Origin of the sequence: Stappia taiwanensis (assembly GCF_014635285.1) — a bacterium.
Classification (GTDB): domain Bacteria; phylum Pseudomonadota; class Alphaproteobacteria; order Rhizobiales; family Stappiaceae; genus Stappia; species Stappia taiwanensis.
The window spans coordinates 103,749-129,470 of sequence record NZ_BMCR01000008.1; the positions used below are offsets into that span (position 1 = coordinate 103,749).

Below are 25,722 nucleotides of genomic sequence, written 5' to 3' on the forward strand. Positions count from 1 at the left end.
CATCCTGGGAACTGGCATTTTTGCCAGATCATCAAGCCGAAAAAGTTGCCAATGTGGATGTTATTTACGCGCGATACGTGAAATACCACGAATAAACTAGCGCAATGCGTCCGAACCATACGGCGGGTCCCGCGACACCTCGCCAATCAACCAGTCGCGAAACGCCGAAACCACCGGCCTGAGCGTCCGGTCCTCCGGATAAACCAGATGATAGGCCGAGGGCAGGCGCAAGACCGTATCGAACAGCTGGACCAACCGGCCGTCCGCCAGTTCCTCGCCGACGAAAAACCGCGGCACCAGCGCGGCACCGAGATCATGGGCGGCGGCCTGGGCCATCATCACGAACTGTTCGAAACGCGGCCCCTGAAACGCCATGTCGGTTTCCACCCCGGCGGCCTCGAACCACTGCCGCCAGGCGAGCGGCCGGGTCGACTGGTGCAGCCGCATCAGCGGCGCCAGGTCTGCCGGCTTGTCGATCCGGTAGCGGTCGCGGAACCCGGGCGAGGCCACGGCGATCACGTCCTCGTGGAACAGGCGCTCGGCGATCGCGCCGGCCCAGACCGGCTCGCCGTAATGGATTGCCGCATCGAACGGTTCCTTGGCGAAATCGAACGGGCGCAACCGCACCGCCAGATTGAAGCTCGCCGTCGGATACTGCGCAACAAAGCGCGACAGCCGGGGCGCCAGCCAGCGGGTGCCGAAACTCGGCAAGGTCGCCAGGTTGAGAACATCCGCATTGCCGGCAAAAGACATCACCTGGCGGGTCGCCGAGGTGAGGTGCTCCAGAGCCGAGCGCACGTCATGCAGATAGAGCCGCCCCGCATCGGTCAACACGATGCGCTGGCGCACCCGCTTGAACAGATCGACGCCGAGGCGGGTCTCAAGATGACGCACCTGCTTGGAGATCGCGCCTTGCGTCAGATGCAGTTCTTCCGCCGCACGGGTGAAGCTGCCGTGCCGCGCGGCGCATTCGAAGGCGATCAGACTGTCGGCGTGGGGGACGAAACCGCGTTTCAAAGCTTATTCCATTTGCTCATGAACTCGGGACAACATATCACTTTGCGAAGACATGAACAGACCGGACACTCCGGCCGATCACATTCAGCGATGCCCCCCGCGCGCACTCGGCGTGCCCGGTGCGGACGGCGGCGCGCGGCAGTAGGAGACGACGATATGACGGCAGCCCAGACGGCTCAGGGAAAATCGGCCCCCGCAGGTGGCGGACAGTTTGCATGGGACGATCCGTTCCTGCTGCGCGATCAGCTCAGCGAGGACGAAATCCTGATCATGGAGACCGCCCGCGCCTATGCCCAGGACAAGCTGATGCCGCGCGTCCTCGATGCCTATGCGAACGAGCGCACCGATCGTGAGATCTTCAACGAGATGGGCGAGCTCGGCCTGATCGGCGTGACCCTGCCGGAAGACTACGGCTGCGCCGGCACCTCCTATGTGGCCTACGGGCTGGTCGCCCGGGAAATCGAGCGGGTCGACAGTGGCTACCGGTCGATGAACTCGGTGCAGTCTTCGCTGGTGATGTACCCGATCTACGCCTATGGCGACGAGGCACAGCGCAAGAAGTACCTGCCGAAGCTCGCCTCCGGCGAATGGGTCGGCTGCTTCGGCCTGACCGAGCCGGACGCAGGTTCCGACCCGGCCGGCATGCGCACCCGGGCGGAAAAGATCGACGGCGGCTACCGGCTCAAGGGATCCAAGATGTGGATCTCCAACTCCCCGATCGCCGATGTCTTCGTCGTCTGGGCCAAGTCCGACGCCCATGACGGGGCCATTCGCGGCTTCGTTCTGGAAAAGGGCATGAAGGGCCTCTCCGCGCCGAAGATCGGCGGCAAGCTGAGCCTGCGCGCCTCGATCACCGGCGAGATCGTCATGGACAACGTCGAGGTCGGTGAAGACGCGCTGCTGCCGAATGTCTCCGGCCTGAAGGGCCCGTTCGGCTGCCTCAACCGCGCCCGCTACGGCATTTCCTGGGGTGCGCTCGGCGCCGCCGAGGATTGCTGGCACCGGGCCCGCGACTACGGGCTGGAGCGCAAGCAGTTCAACAAGCCGCTGGCCCAGACCCAGCTCTTCCAGAAGAAGCTGGCGGACATGCAGACGGAAATCGCCCTTGGCCTGCAGGCCAGCCTGCGGGTCGGCCGGCTGTTCGACGAAGGCCGCGTGGCGCCGGAGATGATTTCCATCGTCAAGCGCAACAACTGCGGCAAGGCCCTGGACATCGCCCGTCAGGCCCGCGACATGCACGGCGGCAACGGCATTCAGGAAGAGTACCATGTGATGCGCCACGCGCAGAACCTGGAGACGGTCAACACCTACGAGGGCACCCATGACGTTCATGCGCTGATCCTCGGACGGGCGCAGACCGGCCTGCAGGCGTTCTTCTGATCCGAAAAACCCTCCCGGCGGCGGGTGCGCCGCGCCGCCGGGCCCCTTCCGCCGTCCAAGGGGTTCTTCCCGCATGGCTGACCGCAGCGTAGACGTCGCCATCGTCGGCGGCGCGGCAATGGGCTCCTCGATCGCCTGCCACCTGGCGATGGACCCGGCGTTTTCCGGCTCCGTTCTGGTGCTGGAAAAGGACCCGACCTACCAGTCTTGTGCCTCGGCGCTTTCCGCCGCCTCGGTACGGCAGCAGTTTTCCAGCGCCATCAACATCGAAATCTCGCTCTATGGCGTCGCCTTCCTGCGCGAGATCGGCACTCACCTTGCCACGGCGGACACCCGGCCGACGGTGGATCTGCACGAGGGCGGGTATCTGTTTCTCGCCACCGCCGACAAGCGGGAGATCCTGGAGCGCAACCACGCGCTTCAGACCCGGCTCGGCGCCGATATCGCCTTCCTCGAACCGGATGCGCTGACCCGGCAGTTTCCCTGGCTCAATGTGGAGGACATCGCCGCCGGCTGCTGGGGACGCAGCGGCGAGGGCTGGTTCGACGGCTACGGGCTGATGCAGGCGTTTCGCGGCAAGGCACGCGCGCTTGGCGTTCCCTATCATGGCTCGGGCGTTGCCCGGGCGGAACGGGACGGTTCAGGCTTCCGGCTGACGCTGGAGGATGGCTCCACCGTGGCCTGCGGCACGCTGGTCAACGCAGCCGGCGCCAGCGGCGCGACGCGGCTTGCCGCTGATCTGGGCATCGACATTCCGGTGCATTGCCGCAAGCGGATGATCTTCACCTTCGACTGCCGCGAACAGGTTCCGGGCTGTCCGCTGCTGATCGACCCGAACGGCACCTATGTGCGGCCCGAGGGCACCGGCTTTCTCTGCGGTTCCGCTCCGCCGGAAGCCGAGGATCCGGATTGCTCCGATTTCGAGGTCGATCACGGTTTCTTCGAAGAGCATCTGTGGCCGACGCTCGCCACCCGCATCCCCGCCTTCGAGGCGATCAAACCGGGAGCGGCCTGGGCCGGGCATTACGACATGAACCTGTTCGACCACAACGCCATTCTCGGTCCGGTCGATGCCCTGCCCGGCTTTTATCTGTGCACCGGGTTTTCTGGTCACGGGCTGCAACAGGCCCCCGCCGTGGGCCGGGGTCTCGCCGAGCACATCGCCCATGGCGCCTATCGCAGCCTCGACCTCTCCGAGCTGGGCTTTGAACGGATCGCCGCCAACCGACCGGTTCAGGAAATCAACGTGGTCTGAGCGGGTGGGCTGAGGACGCACAGCCCTCCCGCTTCATCGCCTCAGATGGCGGTTTCGATATCCGCGACAATCGCCTCGGCGGCGGCCCGCCGGTCGGGCGCGGTCAGGATCGGCCGGGCCACGACAAGATAGTCGGCGCCGGCGCGGATCGCATCCGCCGGGGTCATGATGCGCTTCTGGTCCCCCGCGTCACTGCCGGCCGGGCGAATACCCGGGGTGACCGTCACCAGCTCCGGCCCCAGAAGGTCGCGCAGGCTGCCCACCTCCTGCGGCGAGCAAACGATGCCGCCCATCCGGGCCGCGCGCGCATCCGCCGCCCGCGTTCGCACCAGATCGGCAACGCCGCCGGCGTAACCGGCCGCCGCAAGGTCCGGCTGGTCCATCGAGGTCAGCACCGTCACCCCGAGCAGGCACAGATCGGCCCCGGCCTCCTCCAGCGCGCCAACGGCTGCCCGCATGGCCTTCGGATAGGCGTGGATGGTGACGAAGCGCATGCCCATCTTCGCGATATTGGCGACCGCCTTGGCCACCGTGTTGTCGATGTCGAGCAGCTTTACGTCGAGAAAGACGCTGTGCCCGGCCTCGGCCAGCTCCTGCGCGAAGGCGAGCCCGCCGGCGAACTGCAACTGCATGCCGATCTTATAGGTGCCGACCGCGCCTTCGGTCTGGCGCACGATCTCGCGCGCTTCCTCGACCGTGGGCACGTCGAGACCGAGGATCAGGCGGGAGCGCGCGGTGGTCGGCGCGAAACGGCGGGCGGGCGGCGTGGCCTGCGGCTGCATGGGCGGTCTCCTTGGGGCAGGGTCTCGGTCGGGAATGCCCCCTCATACCCCCACCATCGCCCGCTGACCAGAGCCCGTCATGCGATTGGCGGGGCTGGCGGGTATTTCCTTGTTCCCGGCAGCCTGATACAAGGCAGGGCCGTTCCGCCGCAACGGCCAGCACAAGAAGGAATTCAGCGTCATGCGGACCGCGACCACGACGCGCGCCACCAAGGAAACCGACATCAGCGTCACCGTCGAGCTGGACGGCACCGGGCGGTTCGATATCGCCACCGGGGTCGGCTTTCTCGATCACATGCTGGAGCAGTTGTCGCGCCATTCGCTGATCGACATGACGATCCGCGCCAAGGGCGATACCCATATCGACTTCCACCACACCGCCGAGGATGTCGGCATTGCCCTTGGTCAGAGCCTGCGCAGCGCGCTCGGCGACATGACCGGCATTGCCCGCTATGCCGATTGCCATCTGGCAATGGACGAGGCCTTGACCCGCTGCGCCCTCGACGTCTCCGGCCGGCCGTTCCTGGTCTGGGATGTGGAGTTCCCGCGCGACAAGGTCGGCGACTTCGACACCGAGCTGTTCGAGGAGTTCTTCCGGGCCTTTGCGATGAATGCGGGCATCACCCTGCATATCGCCAACCTGACTGGCAGCAACTGCCACCACATCGCCGAGACCTGCTTCAAGGCGGTGGCCCGCTGCCTGCGCAAGGCGGTCGAGCCCGACCCGCGCCAGAGCGGGCGCGTTCCCTCCACCAAGGGGCAGCTTGGCGGCTGAGGCAAAGGGGAAACCGATGGCGATCTATTCCGTCTTGCTGCCACCGGGCAGCCACGCAGAGGCGCCGCTTGAAGCGGACCTCGAACGGGCGGTTTTCGTCAAGGAAGGCTTTTGCTGGCCGGCCCTGTTCTTCAGCTTGATCTGGAGCCTGTGGCACCGGTTGTGGCTGGTGCTGATCGGCTACCTCGTCATCGTCCTGGTGCTGGAGGCCACCTCCCGGCTTGTCGGCGGCATCGCGCCGGGCGTCACCGGGTTCCTGTTCGCTCTCCTGTTTGCGCTGGAGGCCAATGGCCTGCGCCGCTGGACGCTGGAACGGCGCGGCTGGAGGCCGGTCGCCATGGTCGAAGGCTCAAGCCGCGAGGCGGCGGAGGTGCGCTTCTTCGTCGGTCTGGCCGGCAGAAGCGCCGCCAGGCCTCCGGTTTCGCCCTCGCCCGTGCCGCCCTCGCCGGCACGCCCTGCCCCGGCAAGCGCCCCGCGGATCGGCGGCGAACAGGTCGTCGGCCTCAGTTTCGGCCCGCATCGACGCTGACCACTCCCTTTCACCCAGACACGCCCTTGCCGACCGGGCCCGCAAGACGGATTGAACACCCATGCTGATCGCTATCATCGACTATGGATCGGGCAACCTGCGCTCCGCCGAAAAGGCGTTCGAACGAGCCGCGCGCGGCCATCGGGTCGCGGCGAAGGTGCGGGTCACCGCCGATCCGGCGGTGGTCGCGGCAGCGGACCGGATCGTCCTGCCCGGCGTTGGCGCCTTCGCCGATTGCCGGCGCGGTCTCAAGGCGGTCAATGGCATGGAAGAGGCGCTGGTCGAGGCGGTCACCGAGAAGGGGCGTCCGTTCTTCGGCATCTGCGTCGGCATGCAGCTGATGGCCAGCCGAGGCCTTGAATTCGAGACCACCGAGGGGTTCGGCTGGATCCCGGGCGATGTCACCGCGATCACGCCCTCCGACCCGACCCTGAAGATCCCGCATATGGGCTGGAACACGCTCGACGTGACCAACGATCATCCGCTGCTTGCAGGCATCGACACCGGACCGGACGGGCTGCACGCCTATTTCGTCCACTCCTATCAGCTCAAGGCCAGCGATCCGTCCCAGGTGATCGCCACCAGCGATTACGGCGGACCGCTGACCGCCATTGTCGCCCGCGACACCATGGTCGGCACCCAGTTCCACCCGGAAAAGAGCCAGGCACTGGGCCTTGCCGTCATCGCCAATTTCCTCAACTGGGCGCCCTAAAGCGCGCCGCCGTCCAACCGGAACACCATCATGCCGATCCTCTTTCCCGCCATCGACCTGAAGGGTGGCCAGTGCGTGCGCCTGAAACTCGGCGACATGGACCAGGCGACCGTCTTCAACGACGATCCCGCCGCCCAGGCCCGCAGCTTCCAGGACCAGGGCTTCGACTGGCTGCATGTGGTCGATCTCGACGGCGCCTTCGCCGGGGAAAGCCGCAATGGCGCGGCGGTGGATGCGATCCTGTCGGCGACCACCAATCCGGTGCAGCTCGGTGGCGGCATCCGCACTCTTGACCAGATCGCCGCCTGGCTGGACAAGGGCATTGCCCGGGTGATCCTCGGCACGGTGGCCGTGCGCGATCCGGAGCTGGTCAAGACGGCCTGTGCCCGCTTCCCCGGCAAGATCGCCGTCGGCATCGACGCGCGCGGCGGCAAGGTCGCGGTGGAAGGCTGGGCGGAAACGGCGGAGCTGACCGCCATCGATCTCGCCGGACGCTTCGAGGACGCCGGCGTTGCCGCGATCATCTACACCGATATCGACCGGGACGGCATTCTCAAGGGCATCAACTGGCAGGCAACGCTGGAGCTCGCCGCGGCAACGGCGATCCCGGTGATCGCCTCCGGCGGCCTTGCCTCGATCGCCGATGTGGAGCGGCTTGCGACCGACGACTGCGCCGTGCTGGAAGGGGCGATCACCGGACGGGCGCTCTATGACGGGCGCCTGGACCCGGCGGCGGCGCTCCGCCTGCTTGGCGCCCCCCAGGACAACGCCTGACAGCGACGCCCCGCCGGGAAGGCGCGAACGCATTTTCATCCTTTCCCGGCTTTGCACCTGCCCGACAGGGCGTTATGCTGCACCCGCGAAAAACACCGAAGGCCTCGCCGAGATGCTGAAAGCCCGTGTCATCCCCTGCCTCGACGTCAAGGACGGCCGCGTCGTCAAGGGCGTGAACTTCGTCAATCTGGTCGATGCCGGCGATCCGGTGGAGGCGGCCAAGGCCTATGACGCGGCCGGCGCCGACGAATTGTGCTTCCTCGACATCACGGCGAGCCATGAGGGCCGCGACACGATCTTCGACGTGGTGCGGCGCACCGCCGAAGCCTGCTTCATGCCGCTGACCGTGGGCGGCGGCGTGCGCAGCGTGGAGGACATCCGCAAGCTCTTGATCGCTGGCGCGGACAAGGTGTCGATCAACACCGCCGCCGTGAAGAATCCGCAGTTCATCCGCGAGGCGGCGGAAAAATTCGGCTCCCAGTGCATCGTCGTCTCGATCGACGCCAAGCAGGTCAACGCCCCCGGCGAGCCGGAGCGGTTCGAGATATTCACCCATGGCGGTCGCACGGCCACGGGCATCGACGCCATCGCCTTCGCCCGGCAAGCGGTCGAACTCGGGGCCGGCGAGCTGCTGGTCACCTCGATGGATCGGGACGGCACCAAGCTGGGCTTCAACATCGCCCTGACCCGCGCCATTGCCGACGCGGTGTCCGTGCCGGTGATCGCGTCGGGCGGCGTCGGCACCCTCGATCACATGGTCGAAGGCATCCGCGACGGCCATGCCACAGCCGTCCTGGCCGCCTCGATCTTCCATTTCGGCACCCATACCATCGGCGAGACCAAGGCGCATATGGCGCGCGCGGGCATTCCCATGCGCCTCGACGCCTAGCGGGCATGCAGGCTCTTACCGACAGCGGCGGACCATCAGACCAATGACCGGCTTCACACTTTCCGATCTCGACCGCATTATCGCGGCGCGCGCGGCCAGCGACGACGCTGGCTCCTACACGCGCAAGCTCATGCAAAAGGGCGTGGGCAAGATCGCGCAGAAGGTCGGCGAGGAGGCGGTGGAGACCGCGATCGCCGCCGTCGAGAACGACCGCGAAGGGCTGACCGGCGAAGTGGCGGACCTGCTGTATCATCTGCTGGTCCTGATGCGCGCGCGCGGCGTGTCGCTGGACGAGGTGATGGCGGAGCTCGACCGGCGCACCGCCCAGAGCGGACTGGCGGAAAAGGCCGCCCGTCCGCCCGAATAATCCGGCCCGGGTCACCGGGCCAAACGCAACGCGCATCGGGGCGCCGCTTTCGACATGGAACACAGTCTGATCAAGGTGAGCGAGGAAGAGCTGTCACCTTACCGCGTCTTCAGCGAAAGCGAATGGGCCCGGCTCCGCGCCGATACGCCGATGACGCTGACCAGCAAGGAAGTGCGCCAGCTCCAGAGCCTCAACGATCCGGTCTCCATCGCCCAGGTGGAATCGATCCTTTTGCCGCTGTCGCGCCTGCTCGCCTTCTATGTGGAGGCGACCCAGCAACTGCACCGGGCGACCAACCGCTTCCTTGGCAGCAACGACGGCAAGAACCCGTTCATCATCGGCATCGCCGGCTCGGTTGCCGTGGGCAAGTCGACCACCGCCCGCCTCTTGCAGGCGCTGCTCGCCCGCTGGCCGGCCAGCCCCAAGGTCGACCTCGTTACCACCGACGGGTTTCTCTATCCCAATGCGGTGCTGGAAGCCGAAGGGTTGATGCGCCGCAAGGGCTTTCCCGAAAGCTACGACCGACCGGCGCTGCTGAAATTCCTGTCAGACCTGAAGGCCGGCAAGCGCAACGTCCAGGCGCCGGTCTACTCCCACTTCTACTACGATGTGATGCCGGGCCAGCATGTGATCGTCGACCGGCCGGACATCCTCATTCTCGAGGGGCTCAACGTCCTTCAGACCTCGAACCTGCCGCGCGACGGCAAGGCCGTGCCCTTTGTCTCCGATTTCTTCGACTTCTCGATCTACATCGACGCGGAGGAAGAGGTGCTGCACGAGTGGTACATTTCCCGCTTCATGCGCCTGCGCGAGACCGCATTCCGCGACCCCGGCTCCTATTTCAACAAATACGCGCTGACCAGTGACGAGGAGGCGCTGGCCATCGCCGAAGCGCTCTGGGCCGATATCAATCTCGTCAATCTGAACGAAAACATCCTGCCGACGCGCCCGCGTGCCGATCTGATCCTCAGCAAGATCGAAACCCACGCGATCAACGAAGTGCGGCTGCGCAAGCTCTGACGCCCGGCGCCAGCAGCGTGCCGCGTCAGACCGGCCGCATGCCGTTGAGCGCCAGCACCTCGCCCACCAGATAGAGCGAGCCGCAAATCAGCACCCGTGGCGGCTCCGGATCGTCGTGCGACGCCATGACGATGCTGGACAGTGCCGCCTCCAGACCGGCAAAGGGCGTGGCGTCGAGCCCAGCCGCGCGCGCCGCCTGCACCAACTCCTCCGGCTCGCGGAAAACGGCGCTGCTGACCAGCGGCACGGTCGCCACATGCCGGGCAAGACCCGCGTAAGGGGCAAAGAAACCCACCGGATCCTTGGTCTTCAACATGCCGGTGACGAGATAGAGCGGGCGCGCATCGCGCTCTTCCTGCTCGCCGATGAAGGCGGCAATGGCGGTGCTGGCGCCCGGATTGTGGCCGCCATCGAGCCAGACTTCCGCCCCATCCGGGCACAGATCGACCACCGGCCCGCGCGTCAGCGGCTGCAGGCGCCCCGGCCAGTCGACCGAGGCAAGTCCCTGTTCGATGGCCGCGACATCCGGCAGGCAGCCGGCGCGGCGCAACGCGGCAATCGCCATGCCGGCATTGATGATCTGGTGCCGGCCGGCGAGCCGGGGGCGGGGCAGATCGAGAAGGCCGGCCTCATCCTGATAGGTGAAGCGGCCATGTTCCTCATAGGCGGTGAAATCCTGACCGAACAGGGTCAGGTCGGCGCCGCGATCGGCCGCGACCTCGGCGATGACAGCGGCGGCTTCCTCCGGCTGCGGTGCGATCACCGCCGGAGCACCGGGTTTCAGGATCCCGGCCTTTTCGAAGGCGATATCGGTCAGGGCCGCGCCGAGATAGCGCTCATGGTCCATCGACAGCGGCGTGATCACGCTGGCGAGCGGCGCCTTGATGACATTGGTGGCGTCGAGCCGTCCGCCAAGCCCGACCTCCAGAAGCAGGATATCCGCCGGCACTTCGGAAAACAGCAGCATCGCCGCCGCGGTGGTGACCTCGAAAAAGGTGATTTCGGCACCGGCGTTGGCCTGCTCGCACCGATCCAGCGCATCGATCAGCCGTTCGTCGCTGACAAGCTCTCCCGCCAGCCGGATCCGTTCGTTGAAGGAGACGAGATGGGGCGAGGTGTAGACATGGACCTTGCGCCCGGCCGCCTCCAGGATCGCCCGCATGATTGCGGTGGTCGAGCCCTTGCCATTGGTTCCGGTGATATGGATCACCGGCGGCACGCGCTGCTCCGGATTGCCGAGCGCGCGCAGAAGCCGCTCCAGCCGGCCGAGCGAAAGGTCGATTTCGCGCGGATGCAAGGCCAGCAGCCGGTCGAGGATCGCGGTGACTTGGTCCATGTGACAGTGCTCGATGCCGCGCGATGAGGATGAGGGAAAAGGCCGTCCGCCCGGTTTCCGGTGGATTTCAATACCCAACCCTTGCCGGGTCAGGCAAGGGCCGATCCGGCCATGTCGCGATCCCGACAGCCCATGTCGGCCAAATCCGGCCTTTCAGTCCGTGGCCAGCCTGTCTCAGGCGGCCGAGGACGCCTTGCTGCCTTCGGCTGCATCCTCGGACGACGGCGTTGCCACCTCGGCATCGGTCTCCGGCGCAGCGGTCTCCGTGTCTTCCAGCTCCGCCGGCTCCGGCGCGGTGACCGGGGTCTTCATCAGCAGCGCGCAGACCCGGGCAACCGTTTCCGGCAGGTCATGGCGATGAACCACCATGTCGACCATGCCGTGATCATGCAGATATTCGGAGCGCTGGAACCCTTCGGGCAGCTTCTCGCGGATCGTCTGCTCGATGACACGCGGGCCGGCAAAGCCGATCAGCGCGCCCGGCTCGGCCATATGCACATCGCCCAGCATCGCATAGGAGGCGGTGACGCCGCCGGTGGTCGGATTGGTCAAAACGACGATATAGGGCAGCCCCGCCTCGCGCAGCATCTGCACGCCGACGGTGGTGCGCGGCATCTGCATCAAGGACAGAATGCCTTCCTGCATCCGCGCGCCGCCGGAGGCGGCGAACATGACGAAGGGGGTCTTGCGCGCGACCGCCGCTTCCATGCCGGCCAGCACCGCCTCGCCGGCGGCCATGCCGAGCGAGCCGCCCATGAAGGCGAAATCCTGCACCGCCGCGGTCATCGGCATGCCCTTGAGCGCACCGGTGGCGACCAGCACCGCATCTTCCTGGCCGGTCTTGGCGCGGGCATCGCGCAACCGGTCGGTGTAGCGCTTTTCATCGCGGAACTTCAGCGGATCCTGGGTGACCTCGGGGGTCTTCACCAACTCGAACGCGCCATCGTCGAAGAACAGTTCCAGCCGCTTGCGCCCGGGAATGCGCATATGCACCCCGGATTTGGGCACCACCCACTGGTTGGCCTCCAGGTCGCGGTGGAACACCATCTCCCCGGTTTCCGGGCACTTGATCCAGAGATTTTCCGGAACATCCCGCTTTTGCAGGAGGTTGCGGATTTTCGGGCGCACCAGGTTGTTGATCCAGTTCAAGGCAGCTTCCGTCCGTTTCTTGACCAGGGAGCGCGCCTTATGTCACGGCGCGTCATGCCCTTCAATCCCGCAAGTATCCCGGCGCCCGCAGCAGGAGGCGCGCCGGTCACCGATCCGTTTCGTCAGCCCTTCCGGGCCCGGGCCACGCCCGATGCCAGCTCACGCACCAGCCGGGCCACAGCCTCGACCGTGTTATCGGTCGCCTTTCCGGCATCATCAAGGCTGGTCCGCACCGCGTCGACCAGAACCGAACCGACCACGACGCCATCCGCATCCCGGCCGATCACCGCCGCGTCCTCGGCGGTCTTGACGCCGAAACCGACGGCAACCGGCAGCGAGGTGTGACCCTTGATGCGCTTGACCGCCTCGGTAACCCGCGCATGGCTGGAAATCGTCGCCCCGGTGATGCCGGTCACCGATACGTAATAAACGAAACCGGAGGTATTGGCGAGCACGGTGGGCAGGCGCGCATCATCGGTGGTCGGCGTGGTCAGGCGGATGAAGTTGAGACCGGCGTCCAGCGCCGGCAGGCACAGCTCGTCATCGGCCTCCGGCGGGATGTCGACGATGATCAACCCGTCGACGCCCGCCTCGACCGCCGTTTTCACGAACACCTCGGGATCGCGCACATAGATCGGGTTGTAATAGCCCATCAGCACGATCGGCGTGTCATTGTCGTGCTTGCGGAAGGCCCGCACCATGTCGAGCGTCCGCTCCATGGTCTGACCGCCGGCCAGGGCCCGCTGGTTGGCAAGCTGGATCGGCACGCCCTCGGCCATCGGATCGGAAAAGGGCATGCCCAGCTCGATGACATCGGCGCCGGCGGCCGGCAGGGCATCAAGGATCGCCTGCGCGGTGGCCAGATCCGGATCGCCGGCGGTCACGAAGGTCACCAGTGCCGGCCGGTTCTCCGCCTTGCATGCCGCGAAGCGGCGGTCGATCCGCGTGTCACTCATTTGGCCCTGTCCCGCTGAATATCCCTGAAGGCGCACCATGCGCGCGCCGTCAGGGTGTAGGGGGGGAAACGACCCTCTGTCAATCGACCCGGCGGGGCGGAAGCGCGATTTGGCCCTAAAAAGCCGTGCCATTGCGCCCCGCCGGGGCAAACGGAACCGCCCTAGAGGCGCCCCTCCTGCGCCCGATCGAAGATCTCCCGCGCGCCATCGAGGGTGAGTTCCAGCGGATTGCCGCCGGCGGTCGGATCGACGATCGCCATTTCCGCAATGCGCTCACGCTGGGCCGCATCGACATTCAGCCCGGCCAGCGTATGCGGAACATCGAGTTCCGCCCTGAGGTCGAGGATGGTCTTCAGCACGCCATCGAACCCGCCGGAGATGCCGAGATAGCCGGCCAGCCGGTCGATCTTCGTCTCGATTGCCGGACGGTTGAACACCATCACATAGGGCATGAACACCGCGTTGGTCATGCCGTGGTGGGTGTCGTAGAGCGCGCCCACCGGATGGGACAACGCATGGATCGCGCCGAGCCCCTTCTGGAAGGCGACCGCGCCCATCGCCGCCGCCGACATCATGTGGCCCCGGGCGACGATATCGTCCGGCACCTCGGTCACCCGCTTCAGGTTCTCCAGGACGAGCCGCATGCCCTCCACGGCAATGCCGTCGCCCATCGGGTGATAGAAGGTGGAGGAATAGGCCTCAAGGCAATGGGCGAGCGCATCCATGCCGGTGCCGACCGTGAAGTAGCGCGGCATTCCGGCGGTCAGCACCGGATCGCAGATCACCACCGCCGGCAGCATCTTCGGATGGAAGATCACCTTCTTGGTGTGGGTGGTCTCGTTGGTGATGACGCCCGCGCGGCCGACCTCCGAGCCGGTGCCCGCCGTGGTCGGCACGGCGATGATCGGCGCGATGCCGGCCGGATCGGCGCGGGTCCACCAGTCGCCAATGTCCTCGAAATCCCACATCGGCCGGGTCTGGCCGGACATGAAGGCGATCACCTTGCCCGCGTCGAGGCCGGAGCCGCCACCGAAGGCGATGACGCCATCATGGCCGCCGGAGCGGAAGGCGGCAACGCCGGCCTCCACATTGCCGCCGGTGGGGTTCGGCTTGATATCGCTGAACACCGCCGGCTCAAGGCCGGCCGCGCGCAGGATGTCCAGCGCCTCGGCGACCATCGGCAGCTTGGCAAGGCCCGGGTCGGTGACCAGCAGCGGGCGCTTCATGCCAAGCTCGGCGGCACAGCCGCCCAACTCCTGAATGCGGCCGGCGCCGAAGCGGATGGCGGTGGGGAAGGACCAGTTGACGGAAGGAGGCGTGCTCATTGGCAAAAACCATCTAGAGGGGGAGAGAAACGACACGCCGGGACGGCCCCGCCCCGGCGCGATGGGAAGCTGTCAGGTGGTGACCCTGAGGTGGTAGGATTTCGGCCGGGTCAGCGACAGGAAGCCCTGTTCGGACAGGGCCGCGCCCTTGCCCGTGTCCTTGACCCCGGTCCAGACCAGCGCCGGATCGAGATAGTCGCAGCGGTTCATGAAGACCGTGCCGGTTTCCAACTGGTCGCCGATGGCAATCGCCGCCTCCTCATCCGCCGTCCAGACAGAGGCGGTGAGGCCATAGGGGCTGTCGTTCATCAGCGCCACGGCCTCCTCGTCGTTGCGCACCTTCATGATGCCAACCACCGGGCCGAAGCTTTCCTCGCGCATCACCGACATCTGGTGATCGACATCGATCAGTACCTGCGGCGCGATATAGGGGGTGCCGGCCTTGTCGGCGGCAAACGCGCTGCTGTCGACCAGCGCCGTCGCGCCCTTGCGCAGCGCTTCGGCGGTCTGCTCGCGGACCCAGGCGGCGAAGCGTTCCTGCGCCATCGGCCCCAGCGTGGTCGCCTCGTCGAGCGGATTGCCGAGCTCATAGGAGCGGGCCACCGAGGCGATCCCCTCCACCACCGCGTCGTATTTCGATTCATGCACATAGACGCGCTCGATGCCGCAGCAGCACTGACCGGCATTGAAGAATGCGCCATCGGCGAGATTCTCCACCGCGAAATCGACATCGGCATCGGCCCGCACATAGGCTGGATCCTTGCCGCCCAGCTCCAGCCCAAGGGTGGCGAAGGTGCCCGCCGCCGCCCGCTCGATCGCCCGGCCGCCGGCCACCGATCCGGTGAAGTTGATGTGGTCGATGCGGCCGGAGGCGAGCAACGCCTCGGTCTGGGCATGGCCGAGAACGATGTTCTGGAACACCCCCTTCGGCAGGCCAGCGGCCTTGAACGCCTGATCGAGCCGCTCGCCGACCAGAAGGGTCTGCGCGGCGTGTTTCAGGATCACCGTGTTGCCGGCGATCAGCGCCGGGGCGACAGTGTTGATCGCCGTCATGAACGGGTAGTTCCACGGCGCGATCACCATGACGATGCCGAGCGGCACCGGCCGGACATAGCGGGTGAAGCCGGGCCGGTCGGTGTAATGGCGCGGCTGCAGCGCCTCTTCGGCGATCTCAGCCATGTAGCCGGCGCGTTCGCGGGTGCCGCCCATTTCGCCGCCATAGCGGATCGGCCGGCCCATCTGCCAGGCCAGTTCGGGAACGATCTCGTCGTTCATCGTCTCCAGCGCGGCCACCGCCGCCATCACCGCCGCGCTGCGCTCGGCGATCGGCCGTGCCGCCCAGTCCGCCTGGGCCTCGCGCGCGGCGGCGACCGCCGCGTCGATCTCGGCACCGGTTGCCACCGGGCGCTCCGCATAGAGCGACCCGTCAACCGGAGAAATCAGTCTGATCGTGTCCGACATGTCAAAACCTCGAAAGCAGCCGTCTGCTCAAGAGCGGCTGGTGGCAGTAAAACCCGGTGCGGCCGGCCCTCAAGGGGCCGGCATGACGTCAGCAGCGTTCGAACCCTCGGGCGATCTCGTAATCGGTGACCACCCGGTCGAACTCCTCCTGTTCCCACTCGGCCGCGCGGACATAATGCGCGACCACCTCTTCGCCAAGCGCTTCGCGCAGCATCTGCGATCCGCGCAAGGTCTCGGTCGCATCGCGCAGGGTCTGCGGGATCTCCAGCGCCCGTTGCGCCTCATAAAGATCGCCGGTCGCCGGCGGATCGAGCGGCAGTTTCTCCTCGATCCCCTTGATCCCCGCCGCCAGCTGCGCGGCCAGGGCAAGGTAGGGGTTCATGTCCGACCCGCCAATGCGGCATTCGACCCGGACCGCGTTCGTCCCCTCGCCGCACAACCGGAACCCGGCGGTGCGGTTGTCGACCGACCACGCCGTCTTGGTCGGGGCGAAGGTGCCCTTCTGGAAGCGCTTGTAGCTGTTGATGTAAGGCGCCAGAAAATAGGTGTAGTCGGGGGCGTATTTGATCAGCCCGGCCATGTAGTGGCGCATGGTCTCCGACATCCCATAGGCGCCGGACGGATCCCGGAAGGCGCTCGTGCCGTCCGCCGTCCAGAGCGACTGGTGCACATGGGAGGAGGAGCCGACGCGCTGATGGTGCCATTTCGGCAGGAAGGAGGCGGCCCGGCCGTGCTGCCAGGCGATCTCCTTGGTCGCGTGCTTGGCGATGGTGTGGAAATCGGCGCAATCGAGCGGGGCCGAATAGCGGATGTTCAGCTCTTCCTGACCGCTTTCCGCCTCGCCCTTGGAATTCTCGATCGGGACGCCGGCGGCAAAGAGATGGTTGCGCAGCGGGCGCATGACCTCCTCTTCCTTGGTGGTCTGGAAGATATGATAGTCCTCGTTGTAGCCGGAAATCGGTGTCAGATCGCGGAAGCCGGACCGGCGGATTTCATCGAAACTCTTCTCGAACAGGAAGAACTCCAGTTCCGTCGCCATCATCGCCGAAAAGCCCATGGCCTCGAGCCGGGCGATCTGCGCCTGCAGCACCGCGCGCGGCGAATGCACCACCGGGGCATGGGTGTGGTGGTCGAGCACGTCGCACAGAACCATTGCCGTTCCCTCAAGCCAGGGCACGTGGCGCAAGGTCGACAGATCCGGGCGCATCGCATAATCGCCATAGCCGCCGGACCAACTGGTCGCGGCATAGCCCTCCACCGTGTACATTTCCAGATCGGTGGCCAGCAGATAATTGCAGCAATGGGTTTCTTCGTGGGAATGGTCGATGAAGTTCCGCGCATGGAACCGCTTTCCCAAAAGCCGGCCCTGCATGTCGACCAGACAGACCAGCACGGTATCGATCTCGCCTTCGGAGACCGCTTGCTTCAGGGCATCGAACGTCAGATTTCCAGCCATCGGGATTTACTTGCCTGCTAAACGGAGACGGGAGGCCCGGGCGCAATGGCCCGGACCCGCAGAGGACGGGGGAAGCGTGTGCCGCTCCCCCCGGCAGATCCTTCAGGTGTAGCGATAGGGCCGGCCGGCCTTCTGCATGTCCGAGTTGTACTTCTTGAAGATCTCGACCACCTTGGCCTTGACCTCCGATTCCGAGGCGATCTCGTCCCAGAACTTGACCGCAGCCTCTTCCACCGTCGCCCATTCGGCATCGGGGATCGAGGTCAGCTCCATCTTGGTGCCGTTGACGCGCAAGGACGCCTCGCCGCCCCAGTACCACCACTGGCGGTAGTAGTGGGAGGAATCCATCGCCAGCTGCAGCATCACCTTGAGATGATCCGGCAGCTCGTTCCAGCGTTCCATGTTGGCGAAGAACGACCCGGCCCAGGCACCGGAGATGTTGTTGGTCAGGAAGTAGTTGGTCACATCCGCCCAACCGACGGTGTAGTCCTCGGTGATGCCCGACCAGGCAACGCCGTCCAGCTCGCCGGTCTGCACCGCAACCTCGATGTCCTCCCAGGGCAGGGTCACCGGCACGACGCCGAACTGGCTGAGGAAGCGGCCGGCGGTCGGGAAGGTGAAGACCCGCTTGCCCTTCAGATCCGCTAGGCTGCGGATCGGATCCTTGGTGGCGAAGTGGCACGGATCCCAGGCGCCGGCGGAGATGTGCTTGACCCCGACCTTGGCGTATTCCTCTTCCCAGATCTCCTTCAGCCCGTACTGGTTGAACAGCACCGGCACGTCCAGCGAATAGCGGCTGGCAAAGGGGAAGTAGCCGCCGAACACGGTGACTTCCGTGGGCGAGGCCATGGAATCATCGTCCGACTGCACCGCGTCGATGGTGCCCTTCTGCATGGCCCGGAACAGCTCGCCGGTCGGCACGAGCTGGTCGGCGTAGAAAAGCTCGATCTCCATCTCGCCATTGGCCGCCTTGTTGAAAGCATCGATATGCGGCTTGATCACATGCTCGGCCAGCGCCGTTCCGGCATAGGTCTGCATGCGCCACTTGATCGGCGCCTGACCGAGGACGGCGGGCGCGGCAAGCGTCGTGGCTCCGGCGGCGGCAACGGTGCCAAGGCCGGCTTTCTTCAGAAAATCGCGTCTGTTGGTCATTTTGGGAACTCCCCTGTGGAAGGTGTTTGAAGGTCGCACCCCTTGGCGGGGTGTCTTTTTGGTGGTCAGACGGGCGGCAGGGTCCACGGCGGGCCCCGCCGGTTATTTTCCATAGACATAATCCGGCAGCCAAAGGGCGATGTCGGGAAAGACCATGAGCAGCGCCAGAGCCAGTAGCATCACCATGACGAAGGGCGCGATCGAGCCGTAGATGTCGCGCAAGGTGATTTCCGGAGGCGCCATCGCCCGCATCAGGAACAGGTTGTAGCCAAAGGGCGGGGTCATGTAGGCGATCTGGGTGGTGACCGTGTAGAGGATGCCATACCAGACCAGGTCGAAGCCCAGCGCCTGCACCAGCGGCACATAGAGCGGCGCGACGATCACCAGCATCGCCGTATCGTCGAGGAAGGTGCCCATGACGAGAAACGACAACTGCATCAGGATCAGGATGACCCAGGGGTTGAGGCCGAGCTGCTCGGTGAAGAGGTTCTCGATCGCCTTAACCGCGCCAAGCCCGTCGAACACCGCGCCGAAGCCGAGGGCGGCAAGGATGATCCACATGAACATGCAGGAAATCGCCAGCGTCTGACGGACGCAGGTCTCGAACACACCCCGGGTCATGCGCCCCTTGAGCACCGCCGCCGCGAAGGCGGTCATGGCGCCGATCGCCGAGCTTTCGACCAGCGAGGTCCAGCCATTGACGAAAGGCACCATCATCGCCGCGAAGATGCCGATCGGCAGCACCCCGGCCGACAGCAACCGCAGCTTCTCCGTCATCGGCACCGTGCGTTCGTCCTTGCTCAGAACCGGCCCCAGGTCCGGCTGTAGGCGGCAGCGGATGTAGATGTACAGGATGAACATGCCGGCCACCATCAGGCCGGGCACCACGCCGGCGAGCCAGAGCTGCCCCACCGGCTGGCGGGCGATCATCGCGTAGAGCACCAGCACCACCGATGGCGGCACGAGGATGCCGAGCGAGGAGCCGGCCTGGATCACCCCGGTGACCATGCGCTTGTCATAGCCCCGGCGCAAAAGCTCCGGCAGGGCGATGGTGGCGCCGATGGCCATGCCGGCAACCGACAGGCCGTTCATCGCCGAGACCAGCACCATCAGCCCGATGGTGCCGATGGCCAGCCCGCCGCTGACCGGCCCCATCCACACGTGGAACATCTTGTAGAGGTCGTCGGCGATCTTCGATTCCGACAGGACGTAGCCCATGAAGATGAACATCGGCAGCGTCAGCAGCGGGTACCACTTCATCAGCTTCATCGCCGCCGAGAAGGGAATATCCGAGCCACCGGTGCCCCAGAGGGTCAGCGCGGCGATGGCGGCGACACCGCCAATCGCGCCGAACACCCGCTGCCCCGTCATTAGCATCAGCATCATCGAGGCGAACATGAAGATGGCGATCATTTCATAGGACATCAAATTTCCTCTCCCCGGATCCGGGCGATGTCCTTGAAAAGCTCGGAAAGCGCTTGCAGCAGCATCAGCAGGAAACCCGAAATCATGACCAGCTTGACCGGCCACAGATACGGGCGCCAGGCGGTCGGGCTGCGTTCGATATAGCCAAGCTTCTCCGAGGCGGCGTCCGGCCCGCCGGTCAGGAAGGCAACGACGATATCCTTGAGGAAGGTGAACGGCTCATCGCCGAAATGGCCCAGCGAATAGGCGGTCGACCCGACGCCGCCGTAAAGCAGCACGCCAAGGAAGAACATCAGCAGCAGCACGGTGAAGGCATCGAACCAGGCGCGCTTTTTCAGCGACCAACTGGCGTAGAACAGATCCATGCGCACATTCGAGCCAAGCTGGATCGAGTAGGGCCCGCCGAGAATGTAATAGGAAACCATCGCGAACTGAGCGACTTCCAGCGTCCAGATCGACGGCAGGAAGAAGGTCTTGGAGATCGAGGACCAGAGCAGGATCCCCGCCATCACGAAGATGCCGTACATGATCAGCCGGCCAAGCCTGCGGTTGAACGCGTCCACCCAACGGACATAAACCCGCATGACCTCAAGCATGACCGCCCTCCGGCTGACCCGGTGCCGTCAGGTTCTCCAGCGCGAAGGCCAGCGCATCGCCAAGACGCTCCGCCCAAAGGGCTTCGGCCTCGGGGCTGGCGACCTCGTCGTTGCGGATCTCGATCATCACACAGGGAAGTCCGCGCCCTTCGCCGTGGCGGCCAACCGTGTAATAGACCCCGTCAGCGGGCGAATAGGGCACATTGTCGCCGGGCATCGTCGCCGGATCGGCGGCAAGCGCGGTCAGGATCGGCTCGGCAAGACGCCGGTCGGTATCGGACAGGATGCCGATCGGCCAGGGCCGGGAGACCCCCTTGTAGATCGGCGTGAAACTGTGGATCGACACCACCGCCGTCGGCAGTCCAGCCTCGGCGCGGGCGTCCAGCAACTCGGTGATGGTCCGATGAAACGGGGTGTGCACCAGATCAATGCGCGCCTGCCGATCCGCCGGTGACAGGCCGCGATTGCCGGGCACCTCGGTGGTCTCGCTCACCTCCGGGATCAGGTCGGCGGCGGCGGGATCGCGGTTGCAGTCCAGAACCAGCCGCGACAGATCCGGGTAGACCAGCGGCGCATCGAACAGAGCGCTGAGGTGCCGCGACACGCCCAGCGCGCCCGGGTCCCAGGCGATGTGCGCGCGGCGCGCGGCCTCATCGAGGCCAAGCCCGCCGAATTCCGCCGGCAGGACATTGGAGGCATGGTCGCACAGAAACACGAACGGCCCGAGGCCCTCCGCGTTTTCCGTGACGACGACCGAAGGCACGCCCCCCCGCGTTTCAGCTTGCTGCTGCATCCCTCTCCCCCCGAAGCGTCCGGTCGATGGCGTCTGTTTATTTTGTTACAGAATTGCACCATCACCGTTCTTCTGTAATATCTGATACACAGATTGCCGGGATGTCAAATGGATTCCGGAAGCAGGAGCGAACCGGGCGATGCCTCAGTCCCTGGCGGAGGAAATCCGCAACCGACTGTCCGAATTCACCACCACCGAGCGGCGGGCGGCGTTGGCGTTGCTTGCCAATTATCCTGTGCTCGGGCTCGGCACGGTGGCCCAGTTTGCCCGGGCGGCGGGGGTCAGCTCCCCCACCATCCTGCGTTTTGCCGCGCGCATCGGCTTTTCCAGCTACCCGGCCTTGCAAGCGCGGCTGCGCAGCGAACTGGAAGACCAGATCAACTCGCCACTGGCGCGGGTCAAGGGCGGCCAGAAAGCGGGCGACGCCGGAATTTCCACCATCGCCGAGGCCTGTCTTACCAACATTCGCGAGACCTTTCGCCACCTGCCAGCCTCCGAGATGGAGGCAGTGGCGGCGCTCCTGGCCGACGAACGGCGCGGGCTTTTTCTGCTCGGCGGGCGGTTCACCGATGCCCTGGCGCGTTACATGGGCGCGCATCTGCGTATCCTGCGCCGCGGTGTCACGCATATCGCCGGACAGGAAGGCAACTGGCGCGATTTTCTCATCGACATGGGACGGCGCGACATTCTGGTGGTGTTCGATATCCGCCGCTATCAGGCGGACCTTGCCCGGCTCGCTACGGCGGCGGCGGAGCGCGGCGTCACCATCATCCTGATCACCGACAGCTGGCTGTCGCCGATCGCCAGCGTGGCGACGCATGTGCTGCCGGCGCGGGTCTCGGTGCCCTCGCCCTGGGATTCCACCGCCGCGCTGATGACAATCGCCGAGGCGCTGGTGGCCGGCGTCACCAACGCCGATCCGGAGCGGGCGGAACGGCGCATGGCCATGCTCGAAGCCTATCGCGACGACAGCGATCCCGCCCGGCCGCAGCAGCCGGACGCAGGAGAAGACAGGCCAGCCCCCCTCAAGTCGCCGGATCCACAAGCAGATCGCCCCGAGCGCTCCTGACCGCTGCGCGCAGCGCGCCGACGAAACGCAAAAGGTCCGGCGATCCCGCTTCTTCGGCCCGGGTCGACAGGCCGACCGGGCCAAGGGTGATACGGGTGTCCACCGGCAGCTCGGCAAGCGTGCCCTCGGCCAGGTCGTTGGCCACCACCCCTTGCGAGATGATCCAGACCGCATCGGACGACCGGACGAAGGCCCGGCCGAAAGCGTTGGAGACCGTCTCCACCCGGCGCGGCAGTCGGCCGATACCATTGGCCACCACCAACCGTTCCACCAGCGGTCGGATCGCCGCCGCCGCGCTGGGGTACAGCACGATGTAGTCCGGCAGGCGGGCGAGATCGGGCTGGGCCAGCAGCGGATGGCCGGGCCGGACCACCAACGACACCTGTTCGGAGTAGAGCTGGACGAAACTCAGCCCCTGCATCGCCTCCGGATTGCCGAGCCGGCCGATCACCGCCTCCAGCGCGCCGGTGCGGAGCTGATCGAGCAAATGTCCATTCGGCCCGGTGACGATATCGAGGGTCGCTCCCTGGCCGCGCTCCAGATAAAGCGCTACCGCCCGCGGGATCACGCTGGCGGCCACGCTCGGCAAGGCACCGATGCGGATCAGCGTCTCTCCGCCCATCGCTGCCTGCTCCAGCCCGTCGATCCCCTGGCGCAGTGCCGCCACCGACAAGCTGGCGTAGTGACGGAAGATCTCCCCTTCCGCCGTCAGCGCCACCCCGGCCCGGCCCCGCTCCATCAAGGTCACGCCGAGGCGCTCCTCCAGCTCCTTCAGCGTCCTGGAAATCGCCGGCTGGGTCACGGACAGCGCGGCGGCCGCCTCGGTCAGGCTGAGGCGCCGGGCGATTTCCAGAAAGGCGGTCAAGTGCCGCAGCTTGATCCCGGCGTCGACCTGCATGGACGCTCCTTTGGTTATGAAACTGCCGATATTTCTCATTTTACATTACCATTTCAAATGAGCATGGTGACCCTGAGGCCGGCAAGGACAAGGGGAAAACGGTGAGAGCGATACGGCACGACAACCGGGTGCTGCACGCAATGTTGCGTCCGGGCAGCGGCGACGAACCTTGCCCCACTGTCGTCTTTTCCAATTCCCTCGGCACGGACCTGCGCATCTGGGATCGGGTGATCGCCGCCCTGCCCTCCGACTGGCACCTCCTGCGCTACGACACCGCCGGCCATGGCCTGTCGTCAGGCGGTACCAGCCTGTCGATCGAGGACCATGGCGCGGATCTGGTGGCCCTGGTGGATGCCTTTGACATCGACCGGGCCGTGATCGTCGGCCTGTCGGTCGGCGGGCTGATCGCCCAGAGCGTGGCGCTCGCCCGGCCCGAGCGGGTCGCCGGCCTTGTCCTCAGCAACACCGCCGCGCGGATCGGCACCCCCGATCTGTGGTCCCAGCGCATCGCGGCGATTGCCGAAGGCGGTATGGCGGCGATTGCCGATGGGATCATGGAGCGCTGGTTCTCCGCCCGGTTTCGCCGCGAGTGCCCCGACGATCTCGCCCTGTGTCGCACCATGCTGGCACACACCCCGGTGGACGGGTACACGGCGCTGGCGGCGGCGATCCGCGATGCGGATTTTCGCCCCCACGCCAGCCGGATCACAGCTCCCACCTTGTGCATCGGCGCCAGCGATGACGCGGCCACGCCGCCAGATGCGATGCGCGCGCTCGCCGGGCTGATCCCCGGCGCGGTGTATCAGGAGCTTTCCGGCCCCGGCCATCTGCCCTGCATCGAGGCGCCGGAGGCCATGGCCGGGCTGATCCGCGCCTTCATCGACAGCAAGGTGTCCGCATGACCATGACCCGCAAAGACATTGGCCTTGCCACCCGGCGCGCCGTCCTGGGCGATGCGCATGTGGCGCGGGCACAAGAGGCCACGACGGCCTTCGACGCCCCGTTTCAGGATCTCATCGCCGAAGGGGCCTGGGGCCGCGTCTGGACCAGCGAGGCGATCAGCCGGCGGGAGCGGTCGATGCTGACCATTGCGCTGCTTGCCGCGCTCGGCCATGACGAGGAGCTGGCCATGCATTGCCGGGCGACAGTACGCACCGGCGCCAGCGCGGAGGATGTGCGCGAGGCGCTGATGCATGTGGCAATCTATGCCGGGGTGCCGGCGGCCAACCGGGCGCTGAAGATCGCCAAGGCGGTCTTTGCCGAGATGGCGGCGGACACGGACCAGACGGACAGCGAAAAGGGTGGGGACCATGACAAGGGCTGATTTTTACCGGCGCGACCGCAGCCAACATCCGGTGCCGCTCTCGCCCGGCTACAAGAGCACGGTGCTGCGCGCGCCGCTGCGGCCGCTGCATTCGGTGGAACAGTCTGCGCTGGAGCGCAGCGGCCCGGCCCTTGGCAACACGGCGCTCGGCCCGCTCGACCATGACCTGATCCGCAATGCGGCCCAGGGTGGCGACGCCCTCGGCGAGCGCATCTATGTGTTCGGCCAGGTGCTGGACGAGAACGCCCGTCCGGTGCCGAACGCACTGATCGAGATCTGGCAGGCCAATGCCGCCGGGCGCTATGCCCATGTGAAGGATGGCTATCTGGCACCGCTCGATCCGAATTTCTCCGGCTGCGGCCGCTGCGTCAGCGATGGCGAGGGCCGCTATCTGTTCCGCACCATCAAGCCCGGCCCCTATCCCTGGCCGAACAACGGCTCCGACTGGCGCCCGGCGCATATCCATCTGTCGATCTTCGGCGAGGCCTTCGCCCAGCGGCTGGTTACCCAGCTTTACTTCGAGGGCGATCCGCTGATCCCGCTCTGCCCGATCGTCAACACCATCCCCGATCCGGCGGCCATCGACCGGCTGGTGGCGCGACTCGACATGCGCAATCAGGAGCCGTTCGACTGCCTCGCCTATCGCTTCGACATCGTCTTGCGCGGCCGGCGCCAGACCCATTTCGAAACCCGGCCGGAGGGCGCATGATGATCGACAGGCTCAAGGAAACCCCGTCCCAGACCGCCGGCCCCTATGTGCATATCGGCACGGCGCCGCAGAGCATCGGCCGGCCGCCGCTGGCCGGGCAGCCGGGGCCGCGCGTCGAGGCCGAAGGCGAGCGGATCGTCATCGAGGGTACCGTTTTCGATGGCGCCGGCGCGCCGCTGCGCGATGCCATGCTGGAAATCTGGCAGGCGGACAACTCGGGAAGGGTCGGCGCAAATGGCCTGTTCGCCCGCTGCCTGGCCGATTTCGACACGGGGCGCTATCGCTTCGAGACCGTGCGGCCCGGCCCGCACCGGGAGGGACAGCCCGCCCATGTGGCCTTGCTGATCTTCGCGCGCGGCATCAACCTGCATCTGCACACCCGCATCCACTTCCCCGAGGACCGGGAGCGCGTCGTCGCAGACCCGGACCTGCGCCGGCTGGAGCCTGAGGCGCGCGAGACGCTGATCGCCACCCAGGAAGCGCCGGGACACTACCGGTTCGACATCCATCTTCAGGGCGCGAACGAAACCGTTTTCTTCGACATCTGACCGGGAAGCCCGCAACCGGGCAGGA

Annotated in this window: 27 protein-coding genes; 14 read left to right on the plus strand and 13 right to left on the minus strand. The window is 66.2% G+C overall.

Annotated elements, in window-relative coordinates; all coding sequences use genetic code 11:
• Positions 1 to 96: 96 nt before the first annotated feature.
• Positions 97 to 1,017, minus strand: a complete 921-nt coding sequence (locus tag IEV83_RS16945; RefSeq protein ID WP_181760068.1) for a LysR substrate-binding domain-containing protein — start codon at positions 1,015 to 1,017, stop codon at positions 97 to 99.
• A gap of 156 nt (positions 1,018 to 1,173) precedes the next feature.
• Here IEV83_RS16945 and IEV83_RS16950 point away from each other — a divergent pair, with 156 nt between their 5' ends.
• Positions 1,174 to 2,397: an acyl-CoA dehydrogenase gene (locus tag IEV83_RS16950; RefSeq protein ID WP_181760069.1), complete on the plus strand. Its 1,224-nt coding sequence runs from the start codon at positions 1,174 to 1,176 to the stop codon at positions 2,395 to 2,397.
• A 73-nt stretch (positions 2,398 to 2,470) separates the two neighbouring features.
• On the plus strand, positions 2,471 to 3,652 hold the full coding sequence (locus IEV83_RS16955; protein ID WP_181760070.1) for an NAD(P)/FAD-dependent oxidoreductase: 1,182 nt from the start codon (positions 2,471 to 2,473) through the stop codon (positions 3,650 to 3,652).
• Positions 3,653 to 3,693: 41 nt separating this feature from the next.
• On the opposite strand, the gene pyrF is transcribed toward IEV83_RS16955, so the two are convergent.
• On the minus strand, positions 3,694 to 4,434 hold the full coding sequence (pyrF, locus tag IEV83_RS16960; RefSeq protein ID WP_181760071.1) for an orotidine-5'-phosphate decarboxylase: 741 nt from the start codon (positions 4,432 to 4,434) through the stop codon (positions 3,694 to 3,696).
• 181 nt (positions 4,435 to 4,615) lie between these two features.
• On the opposite strand from pyrF, the gene hisB reads away from it, so the two are divergent.
• The 7 genes from hisB to coaA all read left to right on the plus strand — a co-directional run bounded on the left by hisB (position 4,616) and on the right by coaA (position 9,500).
• Positions 4,616 to 5,209: an imidazoleglycerol-phosphate dehydratase HisB gene (gene hisB / locus IEV83_RS16965; protein ID WP_181760072.1), complete on the plus strand. Its 594-nt coding sequence runs from the start codon at positions 4,616 to 4,618 to the stop codon at positions 5,207 to 5,209.
• Between the two features lie 16 nt (positions 5,210 to 5,225).
• The gene (locus IEV83_RS16970) at positions 5,226 to 5,738 is read left to right on the plus strand and encodes a DUF2628 domain-containing protein (protein WP_181760073.1); all 513 of its coding nucleotides are present in this window, start codon (positions 5,226 to 5,228) and stop codon (positions 5,736 to 5,738) included.
• A gap of 61 nt (positions 5,739 to 5,799) precedes the next feature.
• Positions 5,800 to 6,450 carry an imidazole glycerol phosphate synthase subunit HisH gene (gene hisH, locus IEV83_RS16975; RefSeq protein WP_181760074.1) on the plus strand — a complete coding sequence of 217 codons (651 nt, stop codon included), beginning with the start codon at positions 5,800 to 5,802 and terminating at the stop codon, positions 6,448 to 6,450.
• Positions 6,451 to 6,480: 30 nt separating this feature from the next.
• Entirely contained in the window at positions 6,481 to 7,224 is a 744-nt protein-coding gene (gene hisA, locus IEV83_RS16980; RefSeq protein ID WP_181760075.1) for a 1-(5-phosphoribosyl)-5-[(5-phosphoribosylamino)methylideneamino]imidazole-4-carboxamide isomerase, read from the plus strand.
• A gap of 112 nt (positions 7,225 to 7,336) precedes the next feature.
• Positions 7,337 to 8,113, plus strand: a complete 777-nt coding sequence (gene hisF / locus IEV83_RS16985) for an imidazole glycerol phosphate synthase subunit HisF (RefSeq protein WP_181760076.1) — start codon at positions 7,337 to 7,339, stop codon at positions 8,111 to 8,113.
• 43 nt (positions 8,114 to 8,156) lie between these two features.
• Positions 8,157 to 8,480: a phosphoribosyl-ATP diphosphatase gene (locus IEV83_RS16990; RefSeq protein WP_181760077.1), complete on the plus strand. Its 324-nt coding sequence runs from the start codon at positions 8,157 to 8,159 to the stop codon at positions 8,478 to 8,480.
• A gap of 54 nt (positions 8,481 to 8,534) precedes the next feature.
• Positions 8,535 to 9,500, plus strand: a complete 966-nt coding sequence (gene coaA / locus IEV83_RS16995) for a type I pantothenate kinase (RefSeq protein WP_181760078.1) — start codon at positions 8,535 to 8,537, stop codon at positions 9,498 to 9,500.
• A gap of 25 nt (positions 9,501 to 9,525) precedes the next feature.
• Here coaA and IEV83_RS17000 read toward each other — a convergent pair whose 3' ends face one another.
• From IEV83_RS17000 to IEV83_RS17045, 10 genes are all read right to left on the minus strand, one after another.
• A complete protein-coding gene (locus tag IEV83_RS17000; RefSeq protein WP_181760079.1) occupies positions 9,526 to 10,836 on the minus strand; it encodes a bifunctional folylpolyglutamate synthase/dihydrofolate synthase in 1,311 nt (436 codons plus the stop codon).
• 174 nt (positions 10,837 to 11,010) lie between these two features.
• On the minus strand, positions 11,011 to 11,985 hold the full coding sequence (accD, locus tag IEV83_RS17005) for an acetyl-CoA carboxylase, carboxyltransferase subunit beta (protein ID WP_181760080.1): 975 nt from the start codon (positions 11,983 to 11,985) through the stop codon (positions 11,011 to 11,013).
• Positions 11,986 to 12,107: 122 nt separating this feature from the next.
• Positions 12,108 to 12,941, minus strand: a complete 834-nt coding sequence (gene trpA, locus IEV83_RS17010) for a tryptophan synthase subunit alpha (RefSeq protein WP_181760081.1) — start codon at positions 12,939 to 12,941, stop codon at positions 12,108 to 12,110.
• 161 nt (positions 12,942 to 13,102) lie between these two features.
• Positions 13,103 to 14,266: an iron-containing alcohol dehydrogenase gene (locus IEV83_RS17015; RefSeq protein WP_181760082.1), complete on the minus strand. Its 1,164-nt coding sequence runs from the start codon at positions 14,264 to 14,266 to the stop codon at positions 13,103 to 13,105.
• 72 nt (positions 14,267 to 14,338) lie between these two features.
• Entirely contained in the window at positions 14,339 to 15,727 is a 1,389-nt protein-coding gene (locus IEV83_RS17020) for an aldehyde dehydrogenase family protein (RefSeq protein ID WP_181760083.1), read from the minus strand.
• Positions 15,728 to 15,815: 88 nt separating this feature from the next.
• Complete coding sequence (locus tag IEV83_RS17025) at positions 15,816 to 17,183, minus strand: glutamine synthetase family protein (RefSeq protein WP_181760084.1); 1,368 nt, start codon at positions 17,181 to 17,183, stop codon at positions 15,816 to 15,818.
• A 102-nt stretch (positions 17,184 to 17,285) separates the two neighbouring features.
• Entirely contained in the window at positions 17,286 to 18,335 is a 1,050-nt protein-coding gene (locus IEV83_RS17030; protein WP_181760085.1) for a TRAP transporter substrate-binding protein, read from the minus strand.
• Between the two features lie 102 nt (positions 18,336 to 18,437).
• Positions 18,438 to 19,760 carry a TRAP transporter large permease gene (locus tag IEV83_RS17035; protein ID WP_181760086.1) on the minus strand — a complete coding sequence of 441 codons (1,323 nt, stop codon included), beginning with the start codon at positions 19,758 to 19,760 and terminating at the stop codon, positions 18,438 to 18,440.
• The gene (locus IEV83_RS17040; RefSeq protein WP_181760087.1) at positions 19,760 to 20,356 is read right to left on the minus strand and encodes a TRAP transporter small permease subunit; all 597 of its coding nucleotides are present in this window, start codon (positions 20,354 to 20,356) and stop codon (positions 19,760 to 19,762) included. Before IEV83_RS17040 ends, IEV83_RS17035 begins: the two co-directional genes overlap by 1 nt.
• The gene (locus tag IEV83_RS17045) at positions 20,349 to 21,149 is read right to left on the minus strand and encodes an N-formylglutamate amidohydrolase (protein ID WP_181760088.1); all 801 of its coding nucleotides are present in this window, start codon (positions 21,147 to 21,149) and stop codon (positions 20,349 to 20,351) included. Before IEV83_RS17045 ends, IEV83_RS17040 begins: the two co-directional genes overlap by 8 nt.
• Before the next feature lie 139 nt (positions 21,150 to 21,288).
• On the opposite strand from IEV83_RS17045, the gene IEV83_RS17050 reads away from it, so the two are divergent.
• A complete protein-coding gene (locus IEV83_RS17050) occupies positions 21,289 to 22,218 on the plus strand; it encodes a MurR/RpiR family transcriptional regulator (RefSeq protein ID WP_181760089.1) in 930 nt (309 codons plus the stop codon).
• Here the strand turns inward: IEV83_RS17050 and pcaQ are convergent.
• Positions 22,175 to 23,116 (minus strand): pca operon transcription factor PcaQ, encoded by a 942-nt coding sequence (gene pcaQ, locus IEV83_RS17055; protein WP_181760090.1) that lies wholly within the window; start codon positions 23,114 to 23,116, stop codon positions 22,175 to 22,177. The two genes, IEV83_RS17050 and pcaQ, sit on opposite strands and share 44 nt — an antisense overlap.
• Before the next feature lie 101 nt (positions 23,117 to 23,217).
• Here pcaQ and pcaD point away from each other — a divergent pair, with 101 nt between their 5' ends.
• The 4 genes from pcaD to pcaG are packed head-to-tail and all read left to right on the plus strand — an operon-like array spanning position 23,218 to position 25,697.
• A complete protein-coding gene (pcaD, locus tag IEV83_RS17060; RefSeq protein WP_244628227.1) occupies positions 23,218 to 24,018 on the plus strand; it encodes a 3-oxoadipate enol-lactonase in 801 nt (266 codons plus the stop codon).
• Between the two features lie 2 nt (positions 24,019 to 24,020).
• On the plus strand, positions 24,021 to 24,440 hold the full coding sequence (pcaC, locus tag IEV83_RS17065; RefSeq protein ID WP_244628228.1) for a 4-carboxymuconolactone decarboxylase: 420 nt from the start codon (positions 24,021 to 24,023) through the stop codon (positions 24,438 to 24,440).
• A complete protein-coding gene (gene pcaH, locus IEV83_RS17070) occupies positions 24,427 to 25,149 on the plus strand; it encodes a protocatechuate 3,4-dioxygenase subunit beta (protein ID WP_181760092.1) in 723 nt (240 codons plus the stop codon). The genes pcaC and pcaH overlap by 14 nt, the downstream gene beginning before the upstream one ends.
• On the plus strand, positions 25,146 to 25,697 hold the full coding sequence (gene pcaG / locus IEV83_RS17075) for a protocatechuate 3,4-dioxygenase subunit alpha (protein WP_181760093.1): 552 nt from the start codon (positions 25,146 to 25,148) through the stop codon (positions 25,695 to 25,697). The genes pcaH and pcaG overlap by 4 nt, the downstream gene beginning before the upstream one ends.
• The last annotated feature ends 25 nt before the right edge of the window (positions 25,698 to 25,722 follow it).

Bases quoted from the DNA above. Each gene is read 5' to 3' on its own strand.
- pcaQ (WP_181760090.1), bottom strand. From the start codon at position 23,116: ATGCAGGTCGACGCCGGGATCAAGCTGCGGCACTTGACCGCCTTTCTG.
- pcaC (WP_244628228.1), top strand. From the start codon at position 24,021: ATGACCCGCAAAGACATTGGCCTTGCCACCCGGCGCGCCGTCCTGGGC.
- hisB (WP_181760072.1), top strand. From the start codon at position 4,616: ATGCGGACCGCGACCACGACGCGCGCCACCAAGGAAACCGACATCAGC.
- IEV83_RS17030 (WP_181760085.1), bottom strand. From the start codon at position 18,335: ATGACCAACAGACGCGATTTTCTGAAGAAAGCCGGCCTTGGCACCGTT.
- IEV83_RS16970 (WP_181760073.1), top strand. From the start codon at position 5,226: ATGGCGATCTATTCCGTCTTGCTGCCACCGGGCAGCCACGCAGAGGCG.
- pcaH (WP_181760092.1), top strand. From the start codon at position 24,427: ATGACAAGGGCTGATTTTTACCGGCGCGACCGCAGCCAACATCCGGTG.
- IEV83_RS16950 (WP_181760069.1), top strand. From the start codon at position 1,174: ATGACGGCAGCCCAGACGGCTCAGGGAAAATCGGCCCCCGCAGGTGGC.
- IEV83_RS17045 (WP_181760088.1), bottom strand. From the start codon at position 21,149: ATGCAGCAGCAAGCTGAAACGCGGGGGGGCGTGCCTTCGGTCGTCGTC.
- trpA (WP_181760081.1), bottom strand. From the start codon at position 12,941: ATGAGTGACACGCGGATCGACCGCCGCTTCGCGGCATGCAAGGCGGAG.
- IEV83_RS17040 (WP_181760087.1), bottom strand. From the start codon at position 20,356: ATGCTTGAGGTCATGCGGGTTTATGTCCGTTGGGTGGACGCGTTCAAC.
- pyrF (WP_181760071.1), bottom strand. From the start codon at position 4,434: ATGCAGCCGCAGGCCACGCCGCCCGCCCGCCGTTTCGCGCCGACCACC.
- IEV83_RS17015 (WP_181760082.1), bottom strand. From the start codon at position 14,266: ATGAGCACGCCTCCTTCCGTCAACTGGTCCTTCCCCACCGCCATCCGC.
- IEV83_RS16955 (WP_181760070.1), top strand. From the start codon at position 2,471: ATGGCTGACCGCAGCGTAGACGTCGCCATCGTCGGCGGCGCGGCAATG.
- IEV83_RS17050 (WP_181760089.1), top strand. From the start codon at position 21,289: ATGCCTCAGTCCCTGGCGGAGGAAATCCGCAACCGACTGTCCGAATTC.
- IEV83_RS16990 (WP_181760077.1), top strand. From the start codon at position 8,157: ATGACCGGCTTCACACTTTCCGATCTCGACCGCATTATCGCGGCGCGC.
- hisA (WP_181760075.1), top strand. From the start codon at position 6,481: ATGCCGATCCTCTTTCCCGCCATCGACCTGAAGGGTGGCCAGTGCGTG.
- IEV83_RS17025 (WP_181760084.1), bottom strand. From the start codon at position 17,183: ATGGCTGGAAATCTGACGTTCGATGCCCTGAAGCAAGCGGTCTCCGAA.
- pcaG (WP_181760093.1), top strand. From the start codon at position 25,146: ATGATGATCGACAGGCTCAAGGAAACCCCGTCCCAGACCGCCGGCCCC.
- IEV83_RS17035 (WP_181760086.1), bottom strand. From the start codon at position 19,760: ATGTCCTATGAAATGATCGCCATCTTCATGTTCGCCTCGATGATGCTG.
- hisH (WP_181760074.1), top strand. From the start codon at position 5,800: ATGCTGATCGCTATCATCGACTATGGATCGGGCAACCTGCGCTCCGCC.
- hisF (WP_181760076.1), top strand. From the start codon at position 7,337: ATGCTGAAAGCCCGTGTCATCCCCTGCCTCGACGTCAAGGACGGCCGC.
- IEV83_RS17000 (WP_181760079.1), bottom strand. From the start codon at position 10,836: ATGGACCAAGTCACCGCGATCCTCGACCGGCTGCTGGCCTTGCATCCG.
- coaA (WP_181760078.1), top strand. From the start codon at position 8,535: ATGGAACACAGTCTGATCAAGGTGAGCGAGGAAGAGCTGTCACCTTAC.
- IEV83_RS17020 (WP_181760083.1), bottom strand. From the start codon at position 15,727: ATGTCGGACACGATCAGACTGATTTCTCCGGTTGACGGGTCGCTCTAT.